Annotated in this window: 12 protein-coding genes and 1 pseudogene; all 13 read left to right on the forward strand. The window is 27.6% G+C overall.

The features are described 5' to 3' along the window. Nucleotide 1: 1 nt before the first annotated feature. Nucleotides 2–3,304: a CDP-glycerol glycerophosphotransferase family protein gene (locus BGS43_RS03955; RefSeq protein WP_096568887.1), complete on the forward strand. Its 3,303-nt coding sequence runs from the start codon at nucleotides 2–4 to the stop codon at nucleotides 3,302–3,304. Then, on the forward strand, nucleotides 3,297–6,896 hold the full coding sequence (locus BGS43_RS03960; protein ID WP_096568890.1) for a capsular biosynthesis protein: 3,600 nt from the start codon (nucleotides 3,297–3,299) through the stop codon (nucleotides 6,894–6,896). The genes BGS43_RS03955 and BGS43_RS03960 overlap by 8 nt, the downstream gene beginning before the upstream one ends. Then, a complete protein-coding gene (locus tag BGS43_RS03965; protein WP_002826214.1) occupies nucleotides 6,893–8,143 on the forward strand; it encodes a protoporphyrinogen/coproporphyrinogen oxidase in 1,251 nt (416 codons plus the stop codon). The genes BGS43_RS03960 and BGS43_RS03965 overlap by 4 nt, the downstream gene beginning before the upstream one ends. Then, on the forward strand, nucleotides 8,143–8,688 hold the full coding sequence (locus BGS43_RS03970; protein WP_002826217.1) for a dTDP-4-dehydrorhamnose 3,5-epimerase family protein: 546 nt from the start codon (nucleotides 8,143–8,145) through the stop codon (nucleotides 8,686–8,688). The genes BGS43_RS03965 and BGS43_RS03970 overlap by 1 nt, the downstream gene beginning before the upstream one ends. After that, nucleotides 8,688–9,875, forward strand: coding sequence for a GDP-L-fucose synthase family protein (locus BGS43_RS03975; RefSeq protein ID WP_240694155.1), 1,188 nt, complete (start codon nucleotides 8,688–8,690; stop codon nucleotides 9,873–9,875). Before BGS43_RS03970 ends, BGS43_RS03975 begins: the two co-directional genes overlap by 1 nt. Continuing rightward, a complete protein-coding gene (locus BGS43_RS03980) occupies nucleotides 9,868–10,908 on the forward strand; it encodes an NAD-dependent epimerase/dehydratase family protein (protein WP_096568893.1) in 1,041 nt (346 codons plus the stop codon). Before BGS43_RS03975 ends, BGS43_RS03980 begins: the two co-directional genes overlap by 8 nt. 87 nt (nucleotides 10,909–10,995) lie before the next feature. Continuing rightward, entirely contained in the window at nucleotides 10,996–12,057 is a 1,062-nt protein-coding gene (locus BGS43_RS03985) for a GDP-L-fucose synthase family protein (RefSeq protein WP_052823185.1), read from the forward strand. 8 nt (nucleotides 12,058–12,065) lie between these two features. Continuing rightward, nucleotides 12,066–13,097 carry a GDP-mannose 4,6-dehydratase gene (locus BGS43_RS03990; protein ID WP_002826577.1) on the forward strand — a complete coding sequence of 344 codons (1,032 nt, stop codon included), beginning with the start codon at nucleotides 12,066–12,068 and terminating at the stop codon, nucleotides 13,095–13,097. After that, on the forward strand, nucleotides 13,094–14,113 hold the full coding sequence (hddA, locus tag BGS43_RS03995) for a D-glycero-D-manno-heptose 7-phosphate kinase (RefSeq protein WP_002826578.1): 1,020 nt from the start codon (nucleotides 13,094–13,096) through the stop codon (nucleotides 14,111–14,113). Before BGS43_RS03990 ends, hddA begins: the two co-directional genes overlap by 4 nt. Next, nucleotides 14,101–15,336: a class I SAM-dependent methyltransferase gene (locus BGS43_RS04000; RefSeq protein ID WP_002872760.1), complete on the forward strand. Its 1,236-nt coding sequence runs from the start codon at nucleotides 14,101–14,103 to the stop codon at nucleotides 15,334–15,336. Before hddA ends, BGS43_RS04000 begins: the two co-directional genes overlap by 13 nt. 20 nt (nucleotides 15,337–15,356) lie before the next feature. Continuing rightward, the gene (gene gmhA2 / locus BGS43_RS04005) at nucleotides 15,357–15,962 is read left to right on the forward strand and encodes a D-sedoheptulose 7-phosphate isomerase (protein ID WP_096568896.1); all 606 of its coding nucleotides are present in this window, start codon (nucleotides 15,357–15,359) and stop codon (nucleotides 15,960–15,962) included. Next, the gene (gene hddC / locus BGS43_RS04010) at nucleotides 15,950–16,624 is read left to right on the forward strand and encodes a D-glycero-D-manno-heptose 1-phosphate guanosyltransferase (protein ID WP_096568899.1); all 675 of its coding nucleotides are present in this window, start codon (nucleotides 15,950–15,952) and stop codon (nucleotides 16,622–16,624) included. Before gmhA2 ends, hddC begins: the two co-directional genes overlap by 13 nt. 12 nt (nucleotides 16,625–16,636) lie before the next feature. Beyond that, nucleotides 16,637–17,390, forward strand: a pseudogene (locus BGS43_RS04015) (DUF2972 domain-containing protein); the annotation flags it as partial.

A 17,390-nucleotide genomic window follows, 5' to 3' on the forward strand; every position in this document is an offset into this window, starting at 1 on the left:
AATGTTTTTTTTGTTTTATTATATTTGTGGAGTATGGTTATATCATAAAAAAAAATTTTCACAGGCTAAGTGTTTCTTTATAAAAACTATAGAAAAACAAAATAATAATGCACAGGCTTATTTTAAGCTCGGTATGTGTTATTTTAAATTGTGTGAATGGAAAGAAGCTAATGAATATATAGCTAAAGCTTTGATATTATGTCCTTCTAAAATTTCTTGGAATATACAGTTGAAACAAACGGAAAATCATTTAAATTCTATGATTTCTATTCCACAAAAATTATGGTGGAAAGAGGTAGAAGATTTAAAAAAGTATATGCAAAAAAAAGGTGGTAATTTTTTTATATATAAAGATTTAGCGTTAGCTCTTGAAAACATGAGAAGATATCAAGAAGCGGCAAAATATTATGAACTAGCTATAAAACATAGTAAAACAAAAGATTCCTATTTATATTACAAAGCCGGTTTTTGCTATGAGCGTGACGGACAAACAGATTCTAAATTAATAAAATATTTATATGCAAATGCAATTAAATATGATGATGATTTAAATTCAAAAATTTTAGGAATAGGAATATTTCATCAAAGTAATAAGTGTTGGGAAGAAGCAAATAAGGCTTATTTAGATTTTTATAAATATATTAAAAATTCGTGCAGCGATGTGTTGTTATATAACATAGCTTACAGTTTTGAAAAATTATTTAACTACCAAGAAGCTGAAAAATATTATAAAAAAGCTTTAGAGCTAAATTATCAAGAATGCGATTTTCACTATAGACTAGGTATTGTTTTAGAAAAAATGGCCAAATATGAAGAAGCTAGTATTTATTATGAAAATACAATAAAAAGAAGTAATACTCATCGTCCATTTTTATATTTTCGTTTATGCAAATGTTTAAATGCTTTAGAAGAATACAAAAAGTTAAGTGAAATATTATCACAATCTCGAATTATTCAAAATCAACCTTATGGGTTATCTGAAGATATTCTAAAGGATAAAAATCTTAGAAGAAGAGTTTTTTATACTGAATGTTATAAAAACTTAAAAATTATAGACAATATGATTTTGTATGAGAGTTTTCATGGAAAGTCAATGTCGTGTAATCCTTATGCAATATTTTTATATCTTTTAGGGCAAAATGCTTTTAAAGATTTTACTCACATATGGGTAGTTAATGATTTAAGTATTGTCAAAAATAAATTTAAAAAAATGAAAAATGTTATTTGCGTTAAAAGAGGTAGTGATTTATATCTCAAATATTTAGCAAGTGCAAAATATTTGATTAATAATGTCACTTTTCCTGAATATTTTATCAGAAAAGAAGAGCAAAAATATTTAAATACTTGGCATGGCATACCAATTAAATATTTGGGTAAAAAAATAAAATCTGGTTTTATGGAGCATGCAAATACCCAACGAAATTTTTTACATGCTACACACCTAATTCATCCAAATTTATATACAAAGGATATTTTAGAAAATGACTATGAAATTAAAGATTTATTTCAAGGACAATCTGTTTTAACGGGATATCCAAGGGTTGATTTATCATTAAAACAAAATGCTAAATTAAAACAAAAACTAGGTATTAAAGAGAGTCAAAAAGTTTTACTTTATGCACCAACTTGGAGAGGTGGTTTAAATACTCAGTATTTTGACTTTGAACGCTTAAAGCGAGATATTTTAGAGCTCAAAAAAAGTAATTTTAAAGTTTTATTATCGGTTCATCATGAAATCAAACATCTTTTTGAAAGTAAGTTATTTAAGGATGTGTTAATTCCATCTTATATAGAAATGAATGAGTTGTTGTCTATTGTAGATGTTTTGATTACAGACTACTCTTCTGTAATGTTTGATTTTATGGTTTTGGAAAGACCTATTATTTGTTATGTGTATGATTATGAGCATTATAAACAAGAAAGAGGATTGTATTTTGATGTAGATGAGATAACACATCATATTTGCAAGACGATAGAAGAAGTAAAAGAAGTTTTAAACTTGGAAAATTTATTTGTAAAAGATGACTTGTATTTGACAAGATTAAAACGTAAATTTTATAGTTTGGAAAATGGGAAATCTTGTGAAAGAGTGGTATCGATATTTTTTGATAATGTTGAAATTCGAAAAAATATTGAAGTTTGTAACAATATCTTATTTTATACAGGCCCGTTTATACCTAATGGTATTACAAATTCTTTCAAAAATTTAATACATCATTTGCAAAATTCGCATTTTAATATTTTTGTATCTATAGATCCCAATTCTATTTATTCTCACAAGGAAAGATTAGAACAATTTCAATTAGTATCCGAAAATATCAAAGTATTACCTAGAATAGGATCTTTAAATTTAACTTTAGAAGAATTTTGTATAGAAAAAGAAAATCTTGATGAAGAAAAGTCTTTACAAAATTATAAAAGAGAATTTAGGAGATTGTATGCAGATGTAAAATTTAAAACAGTGATTAATTTTGAAGGTTATAATGTATTTTGGGTAAAGTTATTTTCTAGTGTAAATAATAATTTGATTTTTTTACATAATAACATGCAAGGGGAATTTGAGAAAAGATTTCCTTACCTTGAGCAAAATTTCAAATGCTATAAAAATTATAAAAAAATCCTTTCTGTTTCAAAACAAACAAATGAGGAAAATAAGAAAAATTTAGCTTATAAATATAATATTGCAGAGACTAAATTTGATTTTTTGGAAAATATGATTAACAATGAAGATATTATAGAAAAATCAAAAGAAAAGCTAGATAAAAAACTTGAAAAAAAATATTTTAAAAAAGATTATAAAATTTTTATAAACATAGCTAGACTCTCGATCGAAAAAGATCAAGCTAAGCTTATACAGGCTTTTAAAGTGATCAATGATAAATATCCAAAGACACTTCTTTTGATTTTAGGCGAAGGACCATTAAAAGAAGATTTGGAAAAATTGATTAAGGATTTGAAATTGGATAAAAAAGTTTTTTTACTTGGGAGAATTTTTAATCCTTTTCCATATTTAAAAAAAGCGGATTGTTTTGTGATGAGTTCAAACCACGAAGGACAGCCTATGACTTTACTAGAGGCCCTAGTTTTAAATAAAGCTATTGTTGCTACAGATATACCAGGAAATGTTAGTGTTTTGGATAATAGAGGTGGATTGATAGTTGAAAATAATGTAAATGGACTGATTAGCGGAATGGAGCGATTTTTATGTGGAAAAATAGAAAATAAAATTTTTAATTATACTCAATATAATTTGAAAATAATGTCAAGATTAAATATTTTATTAAAAGGTGATAATTATGAATGATATGTTAAATGTAGCTTCAAAAGCTATTATTAAGAGCAGTTCTAATAAAACACAATCATATGAAGAAGGGATTCTAACCGAAGTTGAAGAAAGCCCTTGGTGCTTGATTGATTTAGGAAGAATATTTCCATGTAAATGTATTAAATTTTATAATCTTCAAATTTTACATAATCAAGAAGAATTACAACCAAAAATTGAAATTTCATCTGATCAAAAAGATTGGTTAGAATTATCCAAGCAAAATGAGAATGTTAAAGATATTTATGATGTGCAAAAACATCCAACTCGATACATTAAAATAAGTGTTAATGGGTGTGGTTGTTTGACTTTATCTAAAATAGAAGTTTTTGTTGCAGATTTGATTATCTCCGCAAGAGAAGATGCACTAGGCTCTAGAATGTATGCTTTTGTTAATGGAATGGTTATTGCAAGAAAAATAGGTTTTGATTTTGGATATGTTTGGAAAGAGATTAATCATGATTTTCAAAAAAATGATGATTTAGCAGGGATGGAATTAGATAGCGAAGAATTAATTTTCTCTAAAGATTTCATAGAAAAACATTCATATAATGGTTATTTAAATTGTGGAGGCGGATTATTCCATTTTAAGGATAGAAATATTCAGTCTTTAAAGCAAAAACCTTATCATAATAATTGGGGATATTATGCTCCTCTTGGATATGGGTTTGATGATTATGAGGAGAAAACATATCATAAGGAGTTTAAAGAATGTTTTTCTATGATAGATTTTTCAGAACCTGTGCAATTGATTCTAAATTTATCTAACCAAATTTCAAGTCAAATTGGAGATTTTATTGCTCTGCATTTAAGAGGTGGGGATATCATACATGGTGAGGCAAGTAAACGGTATCAAAAAGCTTGTTATTTTAAAGTTTTTCCAGTTGAATTAGCATTGGAAATTGTTAAAGAAGAGATAAATAAAAATTTAAATATTGTTTTATTCGGCGATGATTTATACCTTTTAAGAGAACTTCAAAAATTTTCTAAAAATTTAATCAATAATTTTGAAATTAATATCTATATTGTAGATGATTTAATAGATAGAAAGCAATATTCAATCACTCAAATGGGTTTTTTTGAAATGTCTTTAATGTCTAAGGCTTTAAGGATTTATAGAGCTGGTAGTTCATTGTTTTCTAGATTTGCACATGCGATAGGTAGTGCGCAAATGATAAACATTTTTACTCATTTTACACCAAAAGAAAGATATGATGTATTATTGAAAAATGTAGATATTTTAGATTTATCTCCTAAAATAAGGAAATCATATACGTATTTTTGTTTATATTTGCTATCAATTGAATTAAAATTAGATGTAGAAGTATCCATAACCCATATTCAAAAAGCTATGGAGTATTATAAAGATAATGTTATTTTTTATGATTTATATTTGGCAAATTGTTATACTTTAAAAAAAGATTTATTTAAACTTGAAGAAAAATTTAAATCAATTTTAATTTTAAATGAGGAATTATTCTTTAAAAATTTATTTTTTCTTTATGCTGGTTTAACAAATCATTCTGAGATAGAAAATTTAGTATCCTTGTCAAAACAATGTGATATAACTAAATATCCTAGTATAAATTATGTTTTATCAAAAATACATTTTTATAAGAAAAATTATAAACAAGCTTTATATCATTGTAATTTTGTATATGATTTTAGTCGTGAAAGTTTTATCGGGTTTAAAAATAATGTGCAATTTTTTGTTGAAAAGGAAGAAAGGAGGCAAAATATAGAACAATATAAACAGGCTTGGAATTTTTCCCGAGTGGAAAAAATATTTGATGAATATGCTATTAAAGATAATACATTTGAGGAATATATAATTTTTTTATTTTCAGTTGGAAAATTAAGAAAAGCTCTGGATAAGATAAAAGACCATAATGAATCTTTACAATGCTTTGGTTTATCAAAGCTTGATCTAATTGAAACAATAGAGGCGATTTTAGAGCAAAAATTTGAGCTTTTGCTTTCAAAGGTTTATAAAATAAAAAACGACTATATTGCTGCTTATATGATTTTAAATATCATAGAACAAAATGATAAAATGAAATATTTAAACGACGCGTTTTATTTATTAGAAAAGATTGTTTTAAACAGCAACGATAAAATTTTAAAAGCTTTTTGTATAAAAAATTTAATTGATTATTTTTTCCCATGTGAGCAATTTTTTCAAAATAATAAAATTATGATTTTAATTTTAAATAAGCTTCATGAGGATTTTTTAGATACTGTTGGTGGAAATTGTTATTATGATATTTTAAGCAAAAAATTAAAAAAAGTCTTAATAAATAATACACATTTGCAAACAAAGAAAAGAGTTGCTGTTTGTATTTTTGGCGCTATGAGAGGGGATTTTATAGCAAGCTTAAAAAATCTTGAACAAACTATTATAAAACCTTTAAATGCGGATGTATTTATTTTTTCTTGGAATAAAGCATACAAATGGGCGGGTCTTGGCGGCAATGGTTGTTGGATCCGTAGATTTTTTCCTAGCAATGTGGTTAATCAATGTCCATTTGACATTAGAACAAATCAAGGGTTAAAAAATATAATGCCCGAGGTTTTTAAGAGTCTATCTAAAGAGTATTTTGTAGATATTAAAAAAAGTGATTTTAAAGAAATTAAAAATATTAAAAAAATTTATTTAGAAAACCCTGATCAATTTGAACTGAAATATAAGACAAAACTTAATAGAAGCAAAATGTGGTATGGAATGTATAGAAATTATCAACTTTTATGTGAATATGAAAGAGAGAATAATTTTAAGTATGATTTTATAGTGGCAACTAGACCTGATAGAGATCATGAAGGACAGCTAAAAATAGAGTCTTTGGAGGTTTTGAATTCAAATGAAATACTTGAATTGCAAGGACATTTAGGCCCAGCAGGAGAAAAATTTGCTGGTCCTAGGGAATCTATGAGGCTTTGGATGTCGATTTGGGAATATGCTCAATTAAATAAAAGATTATTCTTTTTTAATGATTTTCCAATTCTTAAAATTTCTCCACACCAGTTATTGCACTATTGGCTTGTTGTTAATAATATCAAATGCTATCCTTTGTATGATAAAAATTTTAAATTAAAAGATTTTAATAATTCTTTATGTATTAGGGGTTTAAAAATTCCAGATATTAAGCAAGTTTTATTAAAAGATCTTGATAAGTTAAAAAAAGATAATGTTGAGTTGGCAAAATCTATAGAAAATTTTTTTGAGTTATTGTCAAGTCAGAAATATATCATGTCTAGAGGAGCTGTAGATATAGTTAAGAATCATTTGTCTTATAAATTGGGACAGGCTATGATAAAATGCAAAAATTTAGATTATTTGATGCTTGTATTTAGATTATTAAAAATAGGTATTTTACATAAAAAATTAAGTGAAATTCAAGATTTGAAAATGTATCATGATTATTATGAATCTCAAAAAATAAAAAGATATTTTTCTTATAGTTTAGGAAAAATTTTAATAAATGCTCATAAAAATTGGTATAAGGGTGGATATATTAAATTTTGGTTTGATTTATATGAACTTAAAAAAGAATATAAAAACAAAGGAAAAAAATGAAAATAGGAGTTATAGGTGCTGGCATATCAGGCATGTCTATTGCAAGGCTTTTAAAAGATGATTTTGAAATTGAAGTTTTAGAAAAATCCGATGTTGTAGGTGGTATTGCTAGAACAAAAGATGTAGACGGTAAGCCTTATCATGTTAATGGCGGCCATTGTTTTAATTCTAAATTTAACGATGTTTTAGATTTTGTTTTTAACACTGTATTAAGTAAAGATAAATGGAATTACTTACCTAGAAAAGCTGAAATTTTATTTAAAGAAAATTGGGTTTCATACCCTATAGAATTTTCCATTAAAGAAATTGATAGTTTTAACACAGATTTAGCTTTTCAGATTACAAAAGAGATGTTTAGTGCATCGTATGAAAAAGGAAATAATCTTGAAGAATGGTTTATAAATCACTTTGGTCCAACTTTAGCAAGAGAGTATTTTATACCTTATAATACCAAAATTTGGGGTATTGAGCCAAAAAATATGGACAATGTATGGATTGAGGATGAAAAGCAAATGAAACTCCCAGTTCCAACAAAAGAGAGTTTTTATAAGTCGTTGATTGATAAAGTAACTGATAAAATGTCTCATGCTGCTTTTTATTATCCAAAAACAAATAATCAAAATACTTTTATAGAGGCTATAGGAGAAGGTCTTAATATCCTCGCAAATTATGAAGTAGGGGAGATTAAAAAGGAAAATAACCAATGGCTTGTTAACGGTGAAAAAAAATATGATATATTGATAAACACAAGTCCTTTAGATTTTATTCCTAAAATTTTGAAAGATATCCCTGTTGAGGTTTTAAATTATTTTAAAAAACTCAAATACAATAAAGTTACAAATATTTTTTGGGAGACAGATGGAAGTTTAGATATTACTTGGGGTTATATTCCAGATCCAAGCATAGGTTTTCACAGGATTTCTAATACAGGTTCTATAGTGCAACCAAAGGGACAATTTTGCACCACAGAAGCTATAGGTGAGATTTCTTATAATAAGCTAGTGCAAGAAGGGCAAAAAATACCATTTTTGAAAAAACCCCTTGATTATAATGTTACAGATCATGCATACGTATTTTTTGATTTAAATTATTCTAAATCAAAACAAAAAGCAATTGAATATCTGAAATCTATCAATTTAATTTCTCATGGTCGTTTTGGTGAATGGGAGTATTATAATATGGATGTGTGTATTAAAAGGTCTATTGATTTAGCTAAAGTTATAAAAGAAAAATATAAAGGAAAATAATGGCAATAGAATTTGATATACAAGAATCAAAAATTTTAAAAGGAGTGTATATTATAACTCCTAATAAATTTAGAGATTTAAGAGGTGAAATTTGGACAGCTTTTACAGATGAAGCTATAAATAAGCTTTTGCCAAGTGGACTAAAATTTATACATGATAAATTTATACATTCAAAGCATAATGTTATTCGTGGTATTCATGGTGATGTAAAAACTTACAAGCTTGCTACTTGTGTTTATGGGGAAATTCATCAAGTTGTGGTTGATTGCAGAAAAGATTCACCAACTTATTTGAAGCATGAAAGATTCATCATAAATCAAGATAATCAGCAAATCATTTTAGTTCCAGCAGGTTTTGGAAATGCACATTATGTTAGTAGTGAAAGTGCAGTTTATTATTATAAATGCGCATATAAAGGAGATTATGCGGATGCACCTGATCAATTTACTTATGCATGGAATGATGAAAGAATCGGTATAGATTGGCCAACAAATTCTCCTATTCTTTCAGAGCGTGATATTTTAGCGATGAGCAAGGATAAATGATGCAAAAAGATTCTAAAATTTACATAGCGGGCCATAGTGGTCTTGTTGGTAGTGCTATACTTAATGAACTTAAGCAACAAGGTTATAAAAATCTTGTTTTTAAAACTCACTTTGAGCTCGATTTAACAAACCAAAAGGCTGTGGCTGATTTTTTTGAGAGAGAAAAGCCAGAATATGTTATTTTAGCAGCAGCTAAAGCGGGTGGAATTCTAGCTAATAATACTTATCGTGCTGATTTTATTTATCAAAATTTAATGATAGAGTGCAATGTTATTCATAATGCTTATTTGCATAAAGTAAAAAAGCTACTTTTCATAGCTTCAACTACAGTTTATCCTAAAAATGCAACATTACCAACTAGTGAAGATCAAATGTTAAGTGGAGATCTTGAGTATACTAACAAACCTTACGCAATCGCTAAAATTTCAGGCTTGATGCTTTGTGAAAGTTATAATTTGCAATACAATACAAATTTTATAGCAATCACTCCTACAAATTTATATGGCAATAACGATAAATTTGATCTTGAAAAATCTCATGTATTGCCTGGAATTTTAAGAAAAATGCATTTAGCGAAGCTTTTAAATGAAAAACGATATGAGGACTTATTAAATGATTTAAAATTTGATTCCATTGAAGAAGCTAAGAATTATTTAAAAAAATTTGGTGTAGATGAGAATAATGTTGAAATTTGGGGTAGTGGAAAACCGACAAGAGAATTTTTACATAGTCAAGATTTAGCAAATGCTTGTTTATTTATCATGAATAATATAGATTTTAAAGATTTAAAAGGTGGTAATACTGAGATTATCAACACTCATTTAAATATAGGCCCACATAAGAATATCACTATCAAAGAATTAGCAGAATTAATCAAAAATATAGTAGGATTTAAGGGAAAATTAGTTTTTAATTCAAATCGTCCAGATGGTGCAATGCAGAAATTTACAGATTGCTCAAAAATTCATTCTTTAGGCTGGAAACATAAAATTGATTTAGAAAAAGGAATTCAAATGATGTACGAATGGTATAAGAATAATCAAGAAACTCAGAATAACAATAACAGCTCGATTAGATGGGGGGGGGTATTAAGCTTTGAATACTTTATCTTTTCAAACATTCAATCTTTTTATACAAATAATATTTATGATTTTGCAAATTCTACAAAAAGGGTTTGCAATGCTTAAAGATTCTAAAATTTATATAGCAGGGCATGGCGGCACTTTGGGAAAAACTCTTTATAATACACTTATAGATGAGGGTTTTAATAATATTATCGTAAAAACAAGAAAAGAATTAGATTTAGTAGATCAAAAAGCTGTGACTGATTTTTTCGCAAAAGAGAAACCAGAATATGTTTTTTTATGTGCTGCCAAGCTTGATACCTTAGGGCTTTTTACTCCAGCCGATGTAATTTATGAAAATAGCGTACTTCAAGCAAATATTGTTCATTCATCTTATCAAAATAATGTTAAAAAGCTAATTTTTTATGGTTCTGCTTGGGCTTACCCTCAAAAAGCTATAAATCCTATTAAAGAAGAGAATTTATTAGATGGAAAGCTAGATTTAAAAGCCGTTGCATATGGTTTGCCAAAAATTATAGGAACAAAAATGTGCGAAAGTTATAATTTGCAGCATGGAACAAATTTTATTACTTTATATCTTGCAAACCTGTATGGAGAGACAACCGAGTTTGATTTACAAAAAGCAAAAGTTTTACCGGCTTTACTTCGCAAATTTCATTTAGCAAAACTTTTAGATGAAAATAAAATTGATGAGGTTTTAAAGGATTTGCAAATGAATTCCTTAGAGCAAGCAATGGAATATTTACAAAAATTTGGTGTAAGTAAAGATAGCGTAGAAATTTGGGGTAGTGGTAGTGTAATTAGGGAATTTATTCATGCAAAAGATTTAGCCGATGCTTCTATTTATGTGATGAAAAATATAGATTTTAAAGATATTGTTTCATCTAATGAACCGCATCTTAATGTAGGAAGTGGGGAATTTTTAAGTATCAAAGAACTTGCTTTTTTGATTAAAAATATTGTTGGATTTAAGGGTGAAATTATGTTTAACAATTCAAAACCAGATTCTACAATGGATAGAATGTTAGATAGTTCAAGATTGCAAAATTTGGGCTGGAAACATAAAATTGATTTAGAAAAAGGAATTCAAATGATGTATGAATGGTATAAGAATAACAATGGGGGGGGGTATTAAACTTTGAATACTCCATCTTTACAAATATCAAGTCTCTTTTTGCAAATAATATTCGTAGTTTTGCAAATTCTACAAAAAGGGTTTGCAATGCTTAAAGATTCTAAAATTTATATAGCAGGGCATAGGGGTTTAACAGGTTCGGCAATTATCAAAAATTTACAAAATAAAGGTTACAGTAATTTAATTTTTAAAACTCATTCAGAGCTTGATTTAACAAATCAAAAAGCTGTGGCTGATTTTTTTGTAAGAGAAAAGCCAGAATATGTTTTTTTATCTGCAGCAAAAGTTGGTGGAATTGGAGCAAATAATACCTATAGAGCAGATTTTATTTACCAAAATTTAATGATACAAAACAATGTTATTCATCAATCTTATTTAAATGGGGTTAAAAAGTTATTATTTTTAGGGACTGCTTGTATTTATCCTAGAGAATGTCCGCAACCCATAAAAGAAGAATATCTTTTAACAAGTAAATTAGAATACACAAATGAACCTTATGCCATAGCTAAAATAGCAGGTCTTAAAATGTGTGAAAGTTATAATTTACAGTATAAGACTAATTTTATTTCAGTTATGCCTTGTAGTCTATATGGAGCAAATGATAATTTTAATTTAGAAACATCACATGTTTTACCAGCCTTTATAAGAAAAATGCACTTAGCTAAAGTATTGCAAGAAGAAGGTATTGCTAAAGTGCGATATCTATTAAATTTCAATGATGAAAGTGAAGTTAAAAATTATTTGAATAGATTTGGTATTACAGAAAATTCAGTTGAAATTTGGGGTAGTGGGAAGGCTATGAGAGAATTTTTACACGCTGATGATATGGCTGATGCTTGTGTGTATGTTATGGAAAAAGTAAATTTCAATGATTTATATAAAAACAATGAAGTTGAAATTAGAAATACACATATAAATATAGGCTCAGGCAAAGATATAAGTATTAAAGATTTAGCAGAACTTGTTAAACGCATTGTTGAATATCGTGGTAATTTAGTTTTTAATACAAATAAACCAGATGGAACAATGAAAAAATTAGGAAGTTGCAAGAAGATTAATTCTTTAGGCTGGAAGGCAAAAATCAAGCTTGAAGATGGCATTAAAATGATGTATGAATGGTATTTAAAAGAGCAAAATATAAGACAATAGGATAAATCATGAAAAAAACAGCGTTAATTACAGGATTTACAGGGCAAGTTGGCTCTCAAATGGCGGATTTTTTGCTAGAAAATACAGACTATGATGTTATAGGAATGATGCGTTGGCAAGAACCTATGGACAATATCTATCACTTAAGCGATAGGATTAATAAAAAAGATAGAATCAGTATTTTTTATGCAGATTTAAATGATTACTCTAGTCTTCAAAAACTTTTCGAGAGTCAAAGGCCTGATGTGATTTTTCACCTAGCAGCCCAATCTTATCCAAAAACTTCTTTTGATATACCTATAGAAACATTACAAACAAATATCATAGGCACAGCAAATATTTTGGAAAACATTAGAATTTTAAAGGCAAAAGATGGATATGACCCTGTAGTGCATATTTGCTCTTCAAGTGAAGTTTATGGCAAAGCAAAAGCAGGTGTTAAACTTAATGAAGAAACAGCTTTTCACGGTGCAAGTCCTTACAGTATAAGCAAAATTGGCACTGATTATTTGGGAAGATTTTATGGCGAAGCTTATAACATTCGCACTTTTGTTACAAGAATGGGAACACATAGTGGCCCAAGACGTTCTGATGTGTTTTTTGAAAGCACAGTTGCAAAACAAATTGCTTTAATTGAAGCGGGTTATCAAGAGCCTGTTATCAAGGTTGGAAATCTTTCGAGTGTAAGAACCTTTCAAGATGCCAGAGATGCTATAAGGGCTTATTATCTACTTTCTCTTGAAAGTGAAAAAGGAAAAGTTCCTTGTGGGGAAGCTTTTAATATAGCAGGAGAAGAGGCTTTTAAGCTCCCTGAGGTTATTGATATACTTTTAGGTTTTTCTATAAGAAAAGATATTAAAGTAGAGCAAGATGAGCAAAGACTACGTCCTATTGATGCGGATTATCAAATGTTTGATAACACAAAAATCAAAAGTTTTATTAACTGGAAGCCAGAAATTGCAGCTAGAAAAATGTTTGAAGATTTGTTAAATCATTGGAGAGATGAGATAAAAAAAGGAAGGATTCCGTTGAATAGATGAAAACCATACGCACGCAAACTCCTCTCCGCCTTGGTTTAGCAGGTGGGGGGACTGATATAAATTTATATTGTGATAAATACACAGGTTATGTTTTAAATGCGACTATATCTTTATACATACATTGTACTTTGATCGAAAGAGAAGATGGAAAAATCATTTTTGATTCTCCTGATACAAATTCTTACTGTGAGTATGAAAGTAAAGAGCGTTTAGAAAATGATGGAAAATTAGATATCTTCAAAAGTATTTATAATCGTATTGTAAAAGATTTTACAAAAAAACCTTTAAGTTTTTCTTTGCATACATACTCAGATGTACCAAGTGGTAGTGGTTTGGGCGGAAGCTCAACCTTAGTTGTAGGGGTTATAAAAGCCTTTGCAGAATGGCTTAATCTACCTTTAGGAGAATATGAAATCGCTAAGCTTGCTTATGAGATAGAAAGAGAAGATTTAGGCATAGTAGGCGGAGCACAAGATCAATACGCCGCAACTTTTGGTGGCTTTAATTTTATGGAATTTTATGATAATAAAAGAGTCATTGTCAATCCTTTGCGTATTAAAAACTGGATAGCTAGTGAGCTTGAAGCTAGAACTGTGCTTTATTTTACAAATATCACAAGAGAAGCAAAAGATATAGAAGAACATAAAAAAGGAAAACTTGGAGATGAAAAATCCCTTGAAGCTATGCATGCCATAAAACAAGATGCCATCAAGATGAAAGAAGCTTTGTTTAAGGCAGATTTTGATACTTTGGCACAAATTTTAGGAAAATCTTGGCAGTCAAAAAAAATCATTTCTGAAATCGTTAGCAATGATGAGCTTGAAAGAATTTATTATTTAGCTATGCAAAATGGAGCTTATAGCGGCAAAACTAGTGGAGCAGGAGCAGGTGGATTTATGTTTTTCTTTGTAGATCCTACTAAAAAATATAATTTAATCAAAGCTTTAAGCAAAGAGCAAGGTTATGTGCAGGATTTTTCATTTACAAAAGAGGGAGTTAAATCATGGAAATTATAAAAATGGAAGAGAAAAAAGTAATAAAGTGTCCATTGTGTTATGGAATTCAAAATAAAATATCAATTCATTCTAAAAGAAATATATATGAATCTGTTGCTATTTTGAATAATTATCCAACTCATTGCAATGAAGAAAAATATTGCATAGGAAATGCACATATTGATTTATTTCAATGTGTTGAATGTGGATATATTTTTAATAAAAGTTTTTCATTTGATAAAATTAAAAATATATATGAGCAGGATAATACTTATTATCAGCAAAAATATTTTACAAATAGACTAAGTCAACATATTTTAAAAATAAAAGATTCTATTTTAAAGTATAGCAAAAAATCAGATATTTTTTTAGAAATTGCTCCAGGTCAAGGAGATTTATTGTTGGCATTATCTAAAGAGGCTCAAATTTGCTATAGCATAGATCCTTCAACTTTATCGGATAAGTATTGTATTTGTGATAATATTATCCATGTTAAAAGTTTTTTTGATAAAAATATTGTTTATAAATTAAAACATAAAATTAATTTTATCATTTTTAGACATTTATTAGAGCATATAGATACGCCACTAACTTTTCTTCAAGATGTTGTTGATTTGTTAGAGGAAAATGGAATGATATATATAGAAGTTCCAAATGCAAATGATATTTTTAAATTTCGCAGATTTATAGATTTATATCATGATCATTGCGGATATTATCAAAAAGGTGTTATTGCTAATATTATGAAAAAACTAAATTGCGAGTTGGTTGAAGAGATTTATTATTTCGAAGAACAGCATATGGGACTATTCTTTAGAAAAAAAATATCAAATAATCAAAAATATTTTTATTCTTTATATAACAATTCTCTAAAACATCAAATTTTCAATGATATAATAAATTTTAATACTATATTAAAAAATTATAATACTATTGCCCTTTATGGGGGGGGGGTTCAGTCGCATAGCTTGTTGAATTATATTGATATGAATAATATTTCTAAAATTAACAAAGCTTTTGAAATTAACAAAGAAAAAGTTGGTAAATATATGATTAATTCAGATATTCAAATTAAATTTCCAACTGTTGAGGAATTAAAGAATATAGACTTACTTATTATGACAATTCCATCTCATGAAAAATATGCTTTTGAAAATGAAATTACAGTTTTTATGAATAAAAATGAATATAAAGGTGATATTTTAAAAATGGCTCATGGAATTGATTTAATTAAACAATATTGAGAAGTTATAAAAGGATTATTATGGAGAATTTAAATTCCTATATAAAAGAACATTTTACAGATTCTATTTCAGTAAAAGAGCAAATTTTAAAAGATGAGAATTTAATAACTCTTATTAAGAATGCTTCATTAGAAGTCATAAAAGCTTATAAAAATGGTAACAAAACTTTACTTGCAGGAAATGGTGGTAGCGCAGCAGATGCACAGCATATTGCAGGGGAATTTGTAAGTAGATTTTATTTTGATAGACCAGGGATCGCAAGTATTGCACTTTCAACGGACACGAGTATATTAACTGCTATTAGCAATGATTATGGTTATGAAAATTTATTTGCAAGACAAGTGCAAGCACAGGGTGTTAAAGGAGATGTTTTTATAGGAATTTCTACAAGTGGAAATAGTAAAAATATTTTAAAGGCTTTAGAGCTTTGCAAACAAAAAGAAATCATAAGCATAGGCTTAAGCGGAGCTAACGGCGGGGTTATGAATGAACTTTGTGATTATTGTATAAAAGTACCTTCAACTTGCACACCAAGAATTCAAGAAGCACATATTTTAATAGGACATATTATTTGTGCTATCGTTGAAGAAGAGCTTTTCGGCAAAGGTTTTTCTTGCAAGCAATAATACTTTGTGGCGGCTTAGGAACAAGGCTTAAAAGTGTTATAAAAGACATTCCAAAGCCTATGGCACCGATAAATGATAAGCCTTTTTTAGAATTTATTTTTGAGTATCTTAAAAAGCAAGGCATAAAAGAAGTTATCTTAGCAGTATCATACAAGTATGAGGTGATACAAGAATATTTTAAAGATGAGTTTTTGAGTATAAAAATAAAATACAGCATAGAAAAAGAACCTCTAGGAACAGGCGGAGCCATAAAAGAGGCTTTGAAATTTATAAAAAATGAAGCTTATGTTTTAAACGGCGATACTTTTTTTGACATAGATTTAACTAAGTTAAAGCTAAATGGAAATAGAATTTGCCTTGCTTTAAAACAAATGAATGATTTTGATAGATATGGTACAGTCAATGTTGACGAGCAAGGTATTGTGACATCTTTTGAAGAAAAGGTATTTAAAAAACAAGGTTTAATCAATGGTGGTATATACTTACTAAAAAAAGATATTTTTGATAAATTTGATTTAGAGAAAAAATTTTCTTTTGAAGAATTTTTACAAGAAAATTATATAAAATTAAAGGCTAGGGCTGAAATTTTTGATGATTATTTTATAGATATTGGTGTGCCCGAGGATTATTATAATTTTACAACCAACCAAAGCCATTTTTAAAGGAGAAACCCTATGCATAAATCAAACTCAGCTATAGAAAGAATAAAAAATCATTTAGCTTATAAATTAGGCAAAGTTATGATTGACTTTAGTCATCAAAGAAATAATTATAAATATGGGGGGGGGTATATAGCATTATTTAAAAAACTCTATAAAATCAAAAAACAACACAAAAAAGAACAAAAAATTTATCAACAAACCATACAAGTTTTTCCTCAACTCAAATATCCAAATTTAGAAACATGCAGCGATTATGAGCAGGCTTTAAAATATAAATTTCATTTATCTTATATGCTTGGTGAAGTTCTTATACAAACTTTTCAAAATTTACATAAAGGAAGCATGTTTAAACTAGCTAAAAATATTAAAAAAGCCAATAAAGAATTTAAAATATTTAAAGAAATTTTTAATAATTTTGCGAAATTAAGTCCAAATATCATTAAAATAATCTCTAAAAATAAGCAAGCCTTTTTAAAAGAACTTCCAAGAATACAAAATATATTAAAAATTCATCAAGATTATCAACCTATACTTGATAATATTTTCCATAATTTTAATTATTTTATACAAAATTTTAATCTTATAGAAGAATGGCTATTATCAAATGATTTTAATGAAAAATATAAAAAAGAAAACCATCCTTATCCTTCATTACTTGATCCTAAAAAACTAAATGATGAAAAAGAAAAAATAAACTATAAAAACATACCAGCTGAACTTGCTTGGGAAATGAATCTACCTTTACCTGATAATTATGAATTTGTGT

This window comes from Campylobacter sp. 110 (assembly GCF_002383965.1).
Taxonomy (GTDB): domain Bacteria; phylum Campylobacterota; class Campylobacteria; order Campylobacterales; family Campylobacteraceae; genus Campylobacter_D; species Campylobacter_D coli.